Source organism: Streptomyces sp. NPDC093260 (assembly GCF_040683715.1).
In the GTDB taxonomy this organism is placed as follows: Bacteria; Actinomycetota; Actinomycetes; order Streptomycetales; family Streptomycetaceae; genus Streptomyces; species Streptomyces sennicomposti.
This window is the reverse complement of the sequence record NZ_JBFBEK010000016.1, coordinates 144,845-158,641: the sequence shown is the minus strand read 5'-3', so window position 1 is coordinate 158,641 and position 13,797 is coordinate 144,845. Positions and strand designations below refer to the sequence as shown.

General features: G+C 75.7%; 12 protein-coding genes and 1 pseudogene. 8 read left to right on the top strand and 5 right to left on the bottom strand.

Going from position 1 to position 13,797, the window contains the following annotated elements:
• Positions 1–25 precede the first annotated feature (25 nt).
• The 4 genes and pseudogenes from AB0N63_RS21705 (at position 26) to AB0N63_RS21690 (ending at position 4,176) form a co-directional block, all read left to right on the top strand.
• A complete protein-coding gene (locus tag AB0N63_RS21705) occupies positions 26–850 on the top strand; it encodes a MoxR family ATPase (RefSeq protein ID WP_365530633.1) in 825 nt (274 codons plus the stop codon).
• A gap of 29 nt (positions 851–879) precedes the next feature.
• Positions 880–2,004: pseudogene (locus AB0N63_RS21700) on the top strand (VWA domain-containing protein); the annotation flags it as partial.
• A 286-nt stretch (positions 2,005–2,290) separates the two neighbouring features.
• Positions 2,291–3,397: an XdhC/CoxI family protein gene (locus AB0N63_RS21695; RefSeq protein WP_365530632.1), complete on the top strand. Its 1,107-nt coding sequence runs from the start codon at positions 2,291–2,293 to the stop codon at positions 3,395–3,397.
• Positions 3,398–3,438: 41 nt separating this feature from the next.
• Positions 3,439–4,176 (top strand): SRPBCC family protein, encoded by a 738-nt coding sequence (locus AB0N63_RS21690; RefSeq protein WP_365530631.1) that lies wholly within the window; start codon positions 3,439–3,441, stop codon positions 4,174–4,176.
• 345 nt (positions 4,177–4,521) lie between these two features.
• Here the strand turns inward: AB0N63_RS21690 and AB0N63_RS21685 are convergent, their stop codons facing one another.
• Positions 4,522–5,031 (bottom strand): metallophosphoesterase, encoded by a 510-nt coding sequence (locus tag AB0N63_RS21685; RefSeq protein WP_365530630.1) that lies wholly within the window; start codon positions 5,029–5,031, stop codon positions 4,522–4,524.
• Positions 5,032–5,158: 127 nt separating this feature from the next.
• Here AB0N63_RS21685 and AB0N63_RS21680 point away from each other — a divergent pair, with 127 nt between their 5' ends.
• Together AB0N63_RS21680 and AB0N63_RS21675 are read left to right on the top strand one after the other, a co-directional pair.
• Positions 5,159–5,617, top strand: a complete 459-nt coding sequence (locus AB0N63_RS21680) for a MarR family transcriptional regulator (RefSeq protein ID WP_365530629.1) — start codon at positions 5,159–5,161, stop codon at positions 5,615–5,617.
• Between the two features lie 78 nt (positions 5,618–5,695).
• On the top strand, positions 5,696–6,283 hold the full coding sequence (locus AB0N63_RS21675) for a hydrolase (RefSeq protein WP_365530628.1): 588 nt from the start codon (positions 5,696–5,698) through the stop codon (positions 6,281–6,283).
• Between the two features lie 75 nt (positions 6,284–6,358).
• On the opposite strand, the gene AB0N63_RS21670 is transcribed toward AB0N63_RS21675, so the two are convergent.
• The 4 genes from AB0N63_RS21670 to AB0N63_RS21655 form a co-directional block, all read right to left on the bottom strand.
• Entirely contained in the window at positions 6,359–6,538 is a 180-nt protein-coding gene (locus AB0N63_RS21670; RefSeq protein ID WP_365530627.1) for a hypothetical protein, read from the bottom strand.
• 110 nt (positions 6,539–6,648) lie between these two features.
• A complete protein-coding gene (locus AB0N63_RS21665; protein ID WP_365530626.1) occupies positions 6,649–7,020 on the bottom strand; it encodes a DUF6479 family protein in 372 nt (123 codons plus the stop codon).
• 60 nt (positions 7,021–7,080) lie between these two features.
• Entirely contained in the window at positions 7,081–7,353 is a 273-nt protein-coding gene (locus tag AB0N63_RS21660) for a hypothetical protein (protein ID WP_365530625.1), read from the bottom strand.
• 151 nt (positions 7,354–7,504) lie between these two features.
• The gene (locus AB0N63_RS21655) at positions 7,505–9,967 is read right to left on the bottom strand and encodes a SpoIIE family protein phosphatase (RefSeq protein ID WP_365530624.1); all 2,463 of its coding nucleotides are present in this window, start codon (positions 9,965–9,967) and stop codon (positions 7,505–7,507) included.
• 234 nt (positions 9,968–10,201) lie between these two features.
• On the opposite strand from AB0N63_RS21655, the gene lanKC reads away from it, so the two are divergent.
• Together lanKC and AB0N63_RS21645 are read left to right on the top strand one after the other, a co-directional pair.
• Positions 10,202–12,955, top strand: coding sequence for a class III lanthionine synthetase LanKC (lanKC, locus tag AB0N63_RS21650; protein WP_365530623.1), 2,754 nt, complete (start codon positions 10,202–10,204; stop codon positions 12,953–12,955).
• A 55-nt stretch (positions 12,956–13,010) separates the two neighbouring features.
• Positions 13,011–13,127, top strand: coding sequence for a SapB/AmfS family lanthipeptide (locus tag AB0N63_RS21645; protein WP_019983510.1), 117 nt, complete (start codon positions 13,011–13,013; stop codon positions 13,125–13,127).
• Positions 13,128–13,797: the final 670 nt, after the last annotated feature.

Sequence of the window (13,797 nt, the reverse complement as noted above, 5' to 3'; positions counted from 1 at the left end):
CCGCCTGGAGAAGACCGGGTACCTCGTGGACGACGGGCTGGCCGTCGCCTGCTTCCTGGCGCTCAGGCTGCACCGGCCCGTCTTCTGCGAGGGCGACGCGGGCGTGGGCAAGACCGCGCTCGCCGCCGCCCTCGCCGAGGCGCTGGACGCCCCGCTGATCCGGCTCCAGTGCCACGAGGGCATCGACGCCTCCCAGGCCCTGTACGACTGGGACTTCCCGCGTCAGCTGCTGCATCTGCGCGCCGCCGAGGCGGCGGGGGTCGAGGACGCCGAGCGGCTGGAGCGCGAGCTGTACGACCGGCGGTTCCTGGTCGCCCGGCCGCTGCTGCGCGCACTCCAGACGCAGCCGTCGGTGCTGCTGGTGGACGAGATCGACCGCGCGGACGACGAGTTCGAGGCGTTCCTGCTGGAGGTGCTCTCCGAGTTCCAGGTGACGATCCCGGAGCTGGGCACGCTGCGCGCCGAGGTGCCTCCGGTGGTCGTGCTGACCTCCAACCGCACCCGGGAGGTGCACGACGCGCTGAAGCGGCGGTGCCTCTACCACTGGTTCGACCATCCCGGCTTCGCCCGCGAGCTGGCCATCGTGCGGCGGCGGCTGCCCGGGGTGTCGGCGCGGCTGGCCGAGCAGGTCACCGCGCTGGTGCAGGCGCTGCGCGCCGAGGACCTGCTGAAGCCGCCGGGGGTGGCCGAGACCCTGGACTGGGCGCGCGCCCTGGACGCGCTCGGCGCGGACGAGGTGGACGCGGAGCTGGCGGTGGCCACGCTCGGCGCGGTCCTGAAGTACCGCGAGGACACGGACCGGGCCCGGGGCCTGGACTTCGCGGCGATCCTCGCGGGGCGGGAGGCGTGAGGGACGTGTCCGGCTCCGTACCACCCGCCGTGACGGCCGACGCCGCGGCCCCGTCGGGGGCCGACGCGGTGCTGGTCGGCTTCGCACGGGCGCTGCGGGCGGCCGGGGTCGCGGTGAGCGCCGAGCGGGTGCACGCCTTCCTGCGCGCGGTGGCCGTCCTGCGGCCGGGCGTGCGGGCCGACGTGTACTGGGCGGGGCGGCTGACCCTGTGCGGCGACCGGGACGATCTGGAGCGCTACGAGCGGGTGTTCGCCGCGTACTTCGGTGCGGGAGGGCCGTGCGTCCGGCCGGTGCGGACCCCGCCCCGGCCGCGGCTGCGCCCGGTGCTGCGGGAGGCGCCCGACGGGACCCGCGGCGGCGGCCGTGACGAGGAGCGGCGGGGTCCGGCGGTCACCTCCCGCGCCAGCTCGGCCGAGGTGCTGCGCCACCGCGACGTGGCCGGGCTCGACGCGGCCGAGCGGGCGCAGGTACGGCGGCTGCTGGCGGCGTTCGCGCTGCGCGGCGAGTCACGGCGCGGGGCACGGCGGCGGCCGGCCCGGCGCGGGGCCGTCGATCCGCACCGCACCGTGCGGGAGCTGCTGCGGCGCGGCGGCGAGCCCGCGCTGCTGCGCCGGCACGCGCGTACGGAGCGGCCCCGGCGGGTGGTGCTGCTGGTGGACGTCAGCGGCTCCATGGCGCCGTACGCCGACGCGCTGCTGCGGTTCGCGCACGCGGCGGTGCGGGGGCGGCGCACCGAGGTGTTCACCGTCGGCACCCGGCTGACCCGGGTGACGCGGGAGCTGTCCCACCGGGACCCGGACCTGGCGATGACGGCTGTGGCCGAGGCGGTGCCGGACTGGCGCGGGGGCACCCGGCTGGGCGAGCTGCTGCGGGCGTTCCTGGACCGGTGGGGGCAGCGGGGCATGGCGCGCGGGGCGGTCGTCGTGCTGCTGTCGGACGGCTGGGAGCGCGGCGATCCGCGGCTGCTCGCCGACCAGATGCGCCGGCTGCACCGGCTGGCGCACCGGGTGGTGTGGGCCAACCCGCGCAAGGCGCGCCCGGGTTACGCCCCACTGGCCGCCGGAATGGCGGCGGCTCTGCCGAGTGTGGATGCGTTCGTCGAGGGCCACAGCCTGGCGGCGCTGGAACGGCTGGCGGCGGTGGTGCGGGGCGCGGAGGCGGAGGGCGCGGGGGCGGCGGTCGGCGGGGCGGGGCCGGGTCCGACGGGCACCGCGGACAAGGCGGGCAAGGCAGCGGGCGGCGGCGCGGGACGGGCGGAGCCGGTGACGGATCGCGGCGCGGGAGACGGACCGGCGGGCAGTGCAGGGCGGGCGGAGACGACAGGGACGGCGGGACCGACGTGCGGCGGCGCGGTGGGGGCGGCGGGACGGAAGGTACGGATGTCGGGTGACGGTCCGGGCCGGGCGGGCCCGGAGCGGGCCGGGCGGGAAGGAGTGGAGCGTGCGTGACATTCTTCCGGCGCTCGGACGCTGGCACGCGGCGCGGGCGCCCTTCGCGCTGGCCACCGTCGTCTCGGTGAGCCGCAGCGCGCCGCGCGACCCCGGCGCGGCGATGGCGGTCGGCCCGGACGACGAGGTGGTGGGCAGCGTGTCCGGGGGCTGTGTGGAAGGCGCGGTCTTCGAACTGGCGCAGGAGGTCATGGCGAGCGGCGAGGCGCGCCTTGCGACCTTCGGGTACAGCGACGAGGACGCGTTCGCGGTCGGCCTCACCTGCGGCGGCGAGATCAGTGTGCTGGTCCGGCCGGTGACGCCCGAGACCGACCCGGCGTTCGGGGCGGTCGCGGCGTCGGTGGCGGCCGGGGAACCGGTCACCGTCGCGACGGTGGCCGACGGTCCCGCGCCGCGCGGCGCGACGCTCGCCGTGTGGCCCGGCACGGTGACGGGCACGCTCGGGACGCCCGGCCTGGACGTGGCGGTCACCGCCGACGCCCGCGGCGAACTCGCCCTCGGTGCCACCGGGACGCGGCACTACGGGGCGCACGGCGAGCGCCGTGAGGACGCCGTCGCCGTGTTCCTGCACTCCTTCGCCCCGCCGCCGCGGATGCTGGTGTTCGGTGCGATCGACTACGCGGCTGCGGTCGCCCGGATCGGCGCCTTCCTCGGCTACCGGGTGACGGTGTGCGACGCACGCCCGGTGTTCGCCACGCCGAAACGGTTCCCCGACGCGGTGGAGGTCGTCGTGGACTGGCCGCACCGCTATCTGCGCGGCACGGACACCGACGAGCGCACGGTGATCTGCGTGCTCACCCACGATCCGAAGTTCGACGTGCCGCTGCTGGAGGAGGCGCTGCGCCGCCCGGCCGCCTACATCGGCGCGATGGGCAGCCGCCGTACCCACGACGAGCGGCTGGAGCGGCTGCTCGACGCCGGTCTGACCGAGGCCGAACTGGCCCGGCTGCGCTCGCCGGTCGGTCTCGACCTGGGCGCCCGCACCCCCGAGGAGGTGGCCGTGTCCGTCGCGGCCGAGATCATCTCGCTGCGCTGGGGAGGCACGGGCATGCCGCTGACCGCGACCGGGGGCGCCATCCACGCGGTCCGCTCCGCCTGACCGCCTGACCGTTCGACCGCCTGACGGCGAGGAGGAAGTCCATGGAACTGCGCCACGAGTTCACCGTTCCCGTCCCGGTCGACGACGCCTGGCGGGCGCTCCTCGACATCGAACGGATCGCGCCGTGCCTGCCCGGGGCGACCGTCGAGGACTACGACGGCAAGACCGTGACCGGGTCGGTGAAGGTCAAGCTGGGTCCGATCACCGTGACGTACAAGGGGACGGCGGTCTTCGAGGAGCAGGACGAGGCCGCGCACCGCATGGTGCTGGCGGCGAACGGCCGGGAGACACGCGGCCAGGGCACCGCGCGGGCCGCCGTGACGGGCGTTCTGGAGGCGCGCGAGGACGGTACGGCCGTGTCGGTGCTGACCGATCTGACGGTGACCGGCCGCCCGGCACAGTTCGGGCGGGGGGTGCTGGCGGAGGTCGGCGACCGGCTGGTGGGGCAGTTCGCCGACTGTCTGTCGCGGCGGCTGGCCGGGACGGCGCCCCCGGCGGGGACGGCGACGCCCACCGCGACGGGGCCCGAGCCCACTGCGGTCGCGCGACCCGAGCCGAAGCCCGTCACGGTCCCGGCGGCGGGCGGCGCGGCGGCACGCGGTCCGGCGGGCTCCGACGGTCCCGGCGGCCTCGAGGCGGGCTTCGGCGGCGAGTCGGAGCCGATCGATCTGCTGCGTGTCGCCGGGGTGCCGGTGGCCAGGCGGGCCGCCGCGGCGGTCGGGGCGGCCGTGGTGGTCGCGCTGCTCGTCGTGGGCGTACGGCGGCTGCGGCACGGCTGAGCGGCCGGGCCTGTCTCCCCTGGGGCCGCTGGGTGCGGCTGTGCTGGAGTGCCCGGTGTGACATAAGTGGTGCGGATTTCTTCCCGATTCCCGGAATCGGGTGGTTCGGTTGACCCAGGAGGGGTAGGTGGGCCAGCACGGATGAGGCATGCACGCCTCCGCAGCACATGTGCGGCACATCTCCGCTGGAAGGAGGTCCGTGACAGCGCATACTCGCAGCTTCCGGGCCGCTTCCGCGCACGGAGCGGCCCGGATCTCGCCGAGAAGTCGGACATGAGAAAGGGAAGAGTGACTGCGGGGCGGCCCCTACGGGGTCGCCCTCCCTCGTTCCCGGAGATCCCGCCGTCACCGCGTCCGGCGCTGCGGGAGCCGGTGCAGCCGGACCTCGGTGAGGCGGCCGTCGGCGAGGGCGGCGGTCATGTAGGTGCAGTGCGGCTGGCGGCGCCGGTCGGTCGGGGAACCGGGGTTGAGCAGCCGCAGCCCGGTGGGCGCGGCGGTGTCCCAGGGGATGTGGCTGTGGCCGAAGACCAGCACGTCGAGGTCGGGGAAGCGGGCGGCGCAGCGCGCCTCGCGGCCCTGGGCCGGCCCGGTCTCGTGGACGACGCCGAGGCGCACGCCGTCGAGGTCGGCGCGAGCCACTTCGGGCAGGCGGGCGCGCAGTTCGGGGCCGTCGTTGTTGCCGTGGACGCCGATCAGCCGACGGCTGCGGCTCTCCAGCAGGTCCAGGGTGGCGGTGTCGACCCAGTCCCCGGCGTGCACGACGACGTCCGCACGCGGGAGTTCGGCGAGCAGCGGCTCCGGAAGTTCCTTGGCCCGTTTGGGCAGGTGGGTGTCCGACATGAGGAGCAGGCGCACGGAGTCAGCGTACTGCGGGACGCCTGCCGGGGGGCACGGCGGGCCGGCTGGCCGGGGCGGGTAATCTTCAGGTAAGGCTGTTCAGTTCCAACTGGAAAGTTTCGGTTGAAGGTTCTACGGTGGCGGCATGGACGAGAAGCCCACCGAGGCGCCCGAGGGCGTCTCCGCCTCCGCCGGGCGCGCGGCGCGCGATCTGCGGGTGGTGTTCAGCCGGCTGCGGCGCCGCATTCGTGAGGTCGCGCAGGAGGACGACCTCACACCGTCCCAGGTCTCCGCGCTCACCCTGGTCGGCAAGCACGGAGCCGCCACGGCCAGCGCGCTGGCGGCCGCCGAAGGCGTCCGTCCGCAGTCGATGGCCGCGACCCTCGCCGCCCTGGAGCGGCACGGGCTGATCCGGCGCAGCCCGGACCCGGCCGACGGCCGCCGCCAGCTCGTCACCCTGACCGACAGCGGCCGGGAGCGTATCGAGGGCAACCGGCAGATCCGCGCCGAGTGGCTGACCCAGGCCCTGGACGAACGGTTCACCGAGGACGAGCGGCACAAGCTCATCGAGGCGTTGGCCCTGATGGACCGGCTGACCGGCTGAACGCGCCGTCCGGCCGTCCCCTCCCCCGAAGAAGTCCGAACCCGTAACCCCTTCCCCCCTCTCTGAAAGGCCCGAGCAATGGCACTCACCACCCTCGACCCGCGCACCGCCCTCGTGGTGATCGATCTCCAGGCCGGCATCGCCTCCGCGCCGACCGTCCCCTACCCGGGTTCCGAGGTGGTCGCGCGGTCGGCCGAGCTCGCCGACGCCTTCCGCGCCCACGGTCTGCCGGTCGTCCTGGTCCGGGTCTCCTTCGCCGCCGACGGCGCGGACGCCGTGCCCGGCCGCAACGAGATGTCCGGCGCGGGCGGCCACGTCCGCCCCGAGGGCTGGGACGTGATCGTCCCCGAGCTGTCCGGCCACCCGGGCGACATCACCGTCACCAAGCACAACTGGGGCGCCTTCCACGGCACCGACCTGGACGTGCAGCTGCGCCGCCGCGGGGTGACGCAGATCGTGCTGACCGGCATCGCCACCAGCATCGGCGTGGAGTCCACCGCGCGCGCCGCCCACGAGCACGGCTACCACGTCACGCTGGCCACCGACGCGATGAGCGACATGGCCGAGGAGACCCACCGCAACAGCGTGGAGCGGATCTTCCCGCGCCTTGGCGAGACGGGCACGACCGCGGAGATCCTGGAGCTGCTGGCCAAGACCCGCGGCTGACACACGTGTGCGGGGGCGCCCGGCGCGTCGTGCGCCGGGCGCCCCCGTTCGTGTCGTCAGGCGGGCGCGGGTGTGTCAGTCCTCGCCCCGCACGATGTTCCACTCGGGGCCGGTACGGTCCTGCCGGGGGTCGCCGCACTCCTCCCCGAGTGCCGGGAGACAGGTGCGTACGCCCTGCTTCCCCTGCCGTCGGGCCTGCGCCCAGCCCGTCTCCGGGCGGTCGACTGCCGGTGCCTCAAGGGTGTGCGCGGTCACGGCTCCTCATCAACTTCCTGCTTCCGGTGCGGTGCGGGGTCCGGGGGAACCCCGCGGTCCTGGCCGGTCGGGTCCCCCGGGTGCGCCACGGGCAAACCCGGTGCGCCCCGTCATGACCCGCCGGAACCGCCGCTGCCGAAGGAGCCGCTGGAGCCCTGGTCCCAGCGCGGCCGGTCCTGGTTCTCGCTGCGTCTGCTGCCGGGTGAGCCCAGTTCGTGCGGGGACAGGCGCCGGCCGGTCTCCTCGGCCCGCGGCACCTCGTCCGGTTCGCGCCGCTGATGGGTCTCGTGCACCGGCCCGGAGTCCGGCCGTGTCGGATGCTCGCCGCCCCTGGGGGTCCTCGGCTCGCGCTGCTTGACCTTGATGCCGAGCCGTACGGCCCAGATCAGCAGGCCGACGACGACCAGACCGCCGATGACCACGAGGAGAGTCCCGACGACCGAGCCCGTGCCCGCCGCCATTACGTACCCGCTGGTGTCCATGCGCACCGGGTACCCGCCCGCGACCGGCGGATACCTGTCGGGGCCCGCGGTCCGGGACGTTCAGCCGCCGTCCGGGGAGGCGGCCCGCGCGACCTCCGTCTCGATGTCCGCGCGGGGTCTGCCCGCGGTGTGCGCGTAGTCGGCCACGGCGGCCTGGAGGTCGCGGGCGAGGTCGCGCCAGGCCCGGACTGCCGTCTCGTACGTCTCGCTCTGCAACGCGGTCCACCGCACCTGCGCGGGCGGCCCGTACATGTCGCGCAGGTGCTCGACGCGGGTGTGCGCCTCGTCGGCCGCCCGCTGCTTGGCCACCAGTTCTTCGAAAGTGTGGGACACCTAACGACCGTAAGCACCGCGGGTGTGTGCGGCGACTCGAGACCCGGGCCGCGCGACGGCACACCCACGCGGGGGAACGTCCGCACCGCGACACACCTGGTCGATGGCACGCCCGTGCCGTCACACCTGTGCGTCGACACGCCCGGTCCGCTCACCCCCGCAGCGGCAGCTCGCACCACACCTGTTTTCCGCCGCCCACCGGAAGGGTGCCCCAGGCCGCGGACAGGGCCTCGACGAGGTAGACGCCCCGGCCCCCGGTGGCCTCCCAGCCGATGCCGGGCGGCTTCACCGGGGTGCGCGGCGAACCGTCCGCCACGGCGATGCGCAGCCGGTGGTTGACGAGGGTCAGGTCCAGGCGGACCTGGCCCTCGGTGTGCACGAGGGCGTTGGTGACCAGTTCCGAGACGATGAGCAGGGCGGCGTCGGTCTCCTCGGTCACGCCCCAGGCGCGCAGGGTGCGCCGGGTGAAGCGGCGGGCGTGCCGGACCGCCTCGGGGACCCGCCACACCGTCCAGCTCTCCCGCAGCGGGCGTACGGCCAGGCCGTCGTAGCGCATCAGGAGGAGGGCGATGTCGTCGTCGCGACGGGCGCCGGTCAGCAGCGCGTCGGCGACCAGGCCGAGGTGGCCGGGGTCGGCGCCGGCCAGGCCGCGGGCGAGCCGGTCGATGCCCACGTCGATGTCGGCGTCCGGGGACTCCACGAGGCCGTCGGTGGCCAGCGCGAGCACGGTGCCGGACTGGAGCCTGATCGGCGTCATCGGGAAGTCGGCCTCGCTCTGCACGCCGAGGGGCGGCCCGCCCTCCGACGGCACGATCTCGGTACCGCCGTCCGGGTGACGCAGCACCGGCGGCAGATGTCCCGCCCGTACGCACCAGGCGCTGCCGGCCTCCATGTCGACGTCGACGTAGGCGCAGGTGGCGAAGAGGTCGGTCTCCATGTCCAGCAGGAGCCGGTTGGCGTGCGAGACGACGACGTCCGGCGGGTGTCCCTCGACGGCGTAGGCGCGCAGCGCGGTGCGCATCTGGCCCATCAGGGTGGCGGCGCCCGCGCTGTGGCCCTGGACGTCGCCGATGACGAGGGCGACGTGGTTGTCGGGCAGCGGGATCACGTCGTACCAGTCGCCGCCGACCTCCAGGCCCGCGGTGGCGGGCAGGTAGCGGGCGACGGCCTCGGCGCCGGGGAGTCCGGGCAGCCGGCGCGGCAACAGGGTGCGCTGGAGGGTGGCGACGAGTTCGTGTTCGGCGTCGAAGGCGTGCGCGCGCATCAGGGCCTGCCCGGCCAGGCCCGCGGAGGCGGTGAGCAGGGCGCGTTCGTCGGGGCCGAAGTCGTGCGGGGTGTCCCAGCCGATCAGGCAGGCGCCGGCCATCCGGCCGTCGGCGGGCAGCGGCAGCACCGCGAGGCCGCCCGGGCCGACCTCGGCGAGGGCGGGTTCGAGGGCGGTCCCGGCGGGCCAGATGCTGGCCCGGCCCTCGCGCAGCGCGGCGGCCAGCGTCGGCATGGCCCGCACGGGCGCGTCGGGCCACTCGCTGCGCCACTCCAGGCGCCACAGTTCGGGCCAGGCCTCGGGTTCGGGCGGGTCGAGGACGGTGACGACGAGCCGGTCGTTCTCCAGCTCGGCGAGGGCGATCCGGTCGGCGCGCAGCGGTCTGCGCAGCGCGGCCACCACGGCCTGGCTGACGTCGCGCACGGTGCCGGCGGTGGCCAGGGCGGCGGCGAGCCGCTGGACGCGGGCGACGTCGGTGACCCCGGAGCGCAGCGCGGAGGCGTCGGCGACGGTGCCGACCAGGCGGGCGGGACGGCCCTCGCCGCCGGGCAGCAGCCGGCCGCGCAGCCGCAGCCAGCGCGGCGGACCGGTGGGCCTCACGACGCGGAACTCCAGCTCGCGTTCGCCGATGGACATGTGGTCGGCCTCGACCACGGACATCAGCGAGGGCAGGTCGTCGGGCACGGTCCGGGCGAGCAGCGTCTCCACCTTGCCGTCGAAGTCGGCGCGGTCGATGCCGAACAGGCCGAGGACGTCGTCGTCCACGTCGACGCGCCCGGTGTCCATGGCGAGGCCGAACCCGCCCGGCGGCAGCTCGCCGACGCGCGGGGCGCGCGCGGGCGCGGGCGCGGGGCAGGCGACGGCCTCGGCGACCAGCCGGAGGCAGGCGCGGTCCTCGTCGTCGAAGCCCCCGGGGCGCTCGGTGACGGCGAGCAGGCAGCCGCCGGCCTCCCCGGTCAGGGGCAGTGCGGCCAGGGAGACGTCGCCGGCGGGCATCCGCCGGGAGTCGGCCCCGGCGGCGAGTTCCTCGGGTCCCAGCCACACGGGCCGGCCGGTGCGGTGCGCGTCGGCCGGCGGAGACTGCCCGGTCAGGGAGTAGGTGTCGCGCAGCCCGTAGAGGGTGCGCGGCACTCCGGCGGCGTCCGCCAGGCACAGCGCGTCGCCGCCGCCGGGGGTGTAGAGGCCCGCGAAGGCGGCGCCGGTGAAGACGAGGGCCTGTTCCAGGAGGCTGTGCGTCCGCTCCGGGGCGGGCGGCCCGGCGGCCAGCGTCGCGAGGGCGAGTTCGGCACGTGTCAGCCGCGAAGTCCTCGTTCCGCGTGCCGTAGTGCCCTCACTGACCACGTTGGCCATTACAGCGCGTCTCGCGGCCGGGCGCAGCCCCTGTGACAGCAGGTTCCGCCCGGTCCGGCGGGCGTGTCCGGCGGACCGGGCTCCCGTCCGCCGGGGCTTCGAACGGCACCGGGGCCGTCCTTTCGAACAGATCTTGACGCGTGCGTTCTGCACGGTGGTCTGGTGACAGTCGTGACTGTCGGCGGCCCCCGCCCGGCTGGAAGGCTCGGTGCCGACCAGGGAGGGGGAACGGACATGGACCAGCGCTACGAGGTGTACGCGCTCGCCGATCCGCACTTCTACGAGACGCCCGACCGGCTGTCCGGGGGAGAGCGGACCGCCGCGCCGCTGTACGAGACCGCCCGGCGCGCGGCGCCCGAGGGGTGGGACGCGGCACGGATCGGCGACTGGCTGACCCTCACCCCGCTGGGCCCCGACGGCCGGCCCGAGCCCGGCCCCGCGCAGGGCTGGAAGGTGCATGCCTCGGCGACCCGCGCGAACGCCGACGAGATCGCCTCGATCGTCTGGGACTACTGCGTACCGCGCCGGATCCCGTTCAAGTTCGTCCCCGGGCCGCATCTGCTGCACCTGCGCAACACCAAGTACGCGGGCCGCGACACCAGCGGCAAGTTCGTCACGCTGTACCCGGCCGACGAGGAGCGGCTGCACCAGGTGCTGCGCGAGCTGGGCGCGCTCCTGGAGGGCTTCGAGGGGCCGTACATCCTCACCGACCTGCGCTGGGGCGAGGGACCGCTGTACGTCCGCTACGGCGCCTTCGCTCGGGTCTTCGTCGTGGACGAGCGCGGCTCGCTGGTGCCGGCGGTGCGCGACGGCGAGGGGCGGCTGGTCGCGGACCGGCGGGCGCCGTCCTTCCAGGTCCCCGAGTGGGTGACGCTGCCGTCCTTCCTGGAGCCGCACCTGGCGGCGCGCAACACGACGACGGTCGGCGAACTGCCGTACCGCATCGAGAAGGCGCTGCACTTCTCCAACGGCGGCGGGGTGTACGCGGGCACCGACACCCGCGACGGGCGGCGGGTGGTCCTCAAGGAGGGCCGGCCGCACGCGGGCCTGGCGGCCGACGGCGCCGACGCGGTGACCCGCCTCGAACGGGAGAAGGCCGCGCTGGAGCGGGTCGCCGGGACCGGGGTCGTGCCGGAGGTGCGGGACTGGTTCGCCCTCGGCGAGCACCGCTTCCTGGTCATGGACTTCCTGGACGGCAAGCCCCTCAACTCCTACTTCGGCGAACGGCATCCGCTGCTCACCCCGGACCCCGACCCCGAGGCCGTCGCCGCGTACACGGCGTGGGCGCTGCGCGTCCACGGCGCGGTGGAGCGGGCGGTGGCGGCGGTTCATGAGCGGGGGATCGTCTTCAACGATCTGCACGTGTTCAACATCATGGTCGGCCCCGACGACGAGTCGGTGTCGCTGCTCGACTTCGAGGCGGCGGCGCCGGCCGCGGAGAACGGCCGGCAGGTGGTCGCCCACCCGGGCTTCTTCGCCCCGCCGGACCGCACCGGCCCCGATGTGGACCGCTACGCCCTGGCGTGTCTGCGGCTCGCCCTGTTCCTGCCGGTGACGACCTTGTTCGTGGTCGACCGGGGCAAGGCGGCGCATCTGGCGGAGGTGATCGCCGAGCAGTTCCCGGACGTGCCGCGGGAGTTTCTCGCGGAGGCGGTCGCGGAGATCACCCGCGAGGTCCGCCGTCCGGGGGACGACGGCGCGGGCGGGGACGACGACGGCGTACGGGACGCGGCGGACCGGGACGAGCGGACGGGCCGCGCGGGCTCGGCGCCCGGCGGGCCTGTGGGCAGGACGGCCGGTGGGCGTGTGCCCTCGCCGGACGCCGTGACCGCCCGGGCCGCCTCGTTCGTGGACCCGGCCGACTGGCCCTACAGCCGTGACTCCATGGTCAAGGCGATCCTCGCCTCGGCCACCCCGGAACGCGCCGACCGGCTCTTCCCGGGCGACATCGCGCAGTTCTCCGACGGCGGCGGACTCGGTCTCGCACACGGCGCGGCCGGCGTGCTGCACACGCTGGCCGAGTGCGGCGCCGAACGCTACGAGGAGGGCGAACGCTGGCTGCTGGCCCGCACCGCGCCGCCCCCGGCGGGCACCCCGTTCGGCCTGTACGACGGACTCGCGGGCGTCGCCCACGTCCTGGACCGGCTCGGCCACCGGCAGCGCGCCCTGGACCTGGTGGACGGCATCCTCCGCGAACGGTGGCAGAACCTCTCCTCCGACCTGCGCGGCGGGCTCGCCGGACTCGGTCTGGTCCTCGACGGCCTGGCCGGGACGACCGGCGAGAAGGAGCTGCGTGCACGGGCCGGTGAGGCCGCCCGCATCCTCGCCGACCGGCTCGCCGAGCCGGTCGCGGACACTCCCCGGCAACGGGCCGGGCTGCTGCGGGGCGCGAGCGGACCGGCGCTGTTCCTGCTGCGGCACTTCGAGCTGACCGGCGAGCGCGAGTGGCTGGACGCCGCGGTGGTCGCGCTGCGCCGGGACCTCGCGCAGTGCGTGCGGCAGAAGAGCGGCGACGGCCTGGAGGTCGACGAGGGCTGGCGGACCCTGCCCTACCTCGGCGACGGCAGCGTGGGCATCGGGATGGTCCTGGACGACTGCCTTGCGCACGTCGCCGACGAGGAGTTCGAGCAGGCCCGCGCCGGCATCCTCACCGCCGCCACCTCACGCTTCTACGCGCAGCCCGGCCTGTTCCAGGGCCGCGCCGGAATGATCCTGCACCTCAGCCGCACCACCGCGCCGGGCGTCACCGAGCGGCGGCTGACCGAACAGGTCGCCGCACTCGGCTGGTACGCGATGTCGTACCAGGGCCAACTGGCCTTCCCCGGCCACCAGATGATGCGGCTCTCCATGGACCTCGCCACCGGAACGGCCGGGTGCCTGCTCGCTCTCGCGGCGGCACTCGACGGCGAGCGGCCCGCCCGGCTGCCGTTCCTGCCGCCCCTCGGGCGGCCCTCACAGACGCGGCCCCGCGACCACGCGGAGTCGTGACACAACCCCCGTCCCCAGCAAGGGTTTACCGGGACGCCTACCGAAAGGACATGACATGGCCCTTCTCGACCTGCAGACGATGGAGTCCGACGAGCTGAACGGCGGCGGCGGCGCGAGCACCGTCAGCCTGCTGTCCTGCGTCAGCGCCGCGAGCGTCCTGCTCTGTCTCTGACGGACCTCGTGACTCGCCGGCTCCGGGCGACTCTCCCCGAGGGGGAGGGCCGCCCGGAGCCCCATGTCCGCCCCAGGATGCGAGGCCCCGCCGTATGACGCCGCCACCCAGGCCCGAACGGCCGTCCGGCCCCGGACCGCGACACGGCCGCGAGCCGCGGTCCGGCCCGGAACGGCCGCCAGGCTCCGCCACGCCGTCCGGCACCGAACCGCCGCCCGGCTTCGCCACGCCGCCCCGCCGCGAGCGGCCGGCCAGGCGCGAGACGTCACCCGGCCGCGAGCCGCTGCCGAGCCCCCCGTCTCCGCACGGCCGCGGGCCGGTGCCCGGCCCGGAGACGGCACCCGGGTCCGAAACGCCGCCCGGGTCCGAGGCGCCGGCCCGGGAGCCGTCGGCCGGGCTCGCACCGGCGCCTGGTCCCGGGCCGGCGCCTGGTCCCGGGCCGGCGCCTGGTCCCGGGCCGGCGCCTGGCCTGGAGGCGGCCCCCGGCCTCGCGACGACGTCCGCCTTCGAGCCGCCTCCCGCGCCTGCGGCGACGCCGCGCGGCAGAGCGGTCACGGCCCAGGAGGCGGCGACCCGCACCGGGAAGGGCGGCAAGCGCGCCGGCTCGGGGGCCGTGCCTGACCGCGATGCGAGGTCCAGGTCCGAGGCGGCGTCCGCCCGGGAGCCGTCG

Bases quoted from the DNA above. Each gene is read 5' to 3' on its own strand.
- AB0N63_RS21690 (WP_365530631.1), top strand. From the start codon at position 3,439: ATGGAACTGCGCCACGAGTTCACCGTTCCCGTCCCGGTCGACGACGCC.
- AB0N63_RS21680 (WP_365530629.1), top strand. From the start codon at position 5,159: ATGGACGAGAAGCCCACCGAGGCGCCCGAGGGCGTCTCCGCCTCCGCC.
- AB0N63_RS21675 (WP_365530628.1), top strand. From the start codon at position 5,696: ATGGCACTCACCACCCTCGACCCGCGCACCGCCCTCGTGGTGATCGAT.
- AB0N63_RS21665 (WP_365530626.1), bottom strand. From the start codon at position 7,020: ATGGACACCAGCGGGTACGTAATGGCGGCGGGCACGGGCTCGGTCGTC.
- AB0N63_RS21655 (WP_365530624.1), bottom strand. From the start codon at position 9,967: ATGGCCAACGTGGTCAGTGAGGGCACTACGGCACGCGGAACGAGGACT.
- lanKC (WP_365530623.1), top strand. From the start codon at position 10,202: ATGGACCAGCGCTACGAGGTGTACGCGCTCGCCGATCCGCACTTCTAC.
- AB0N63_RS21645 (WP_019983510.1), top strand. From the start codon at position 13,011: ATGGCCCTTCTCGACCTGCAGACGATGGAGTCCGACGAGCTGAACGGC.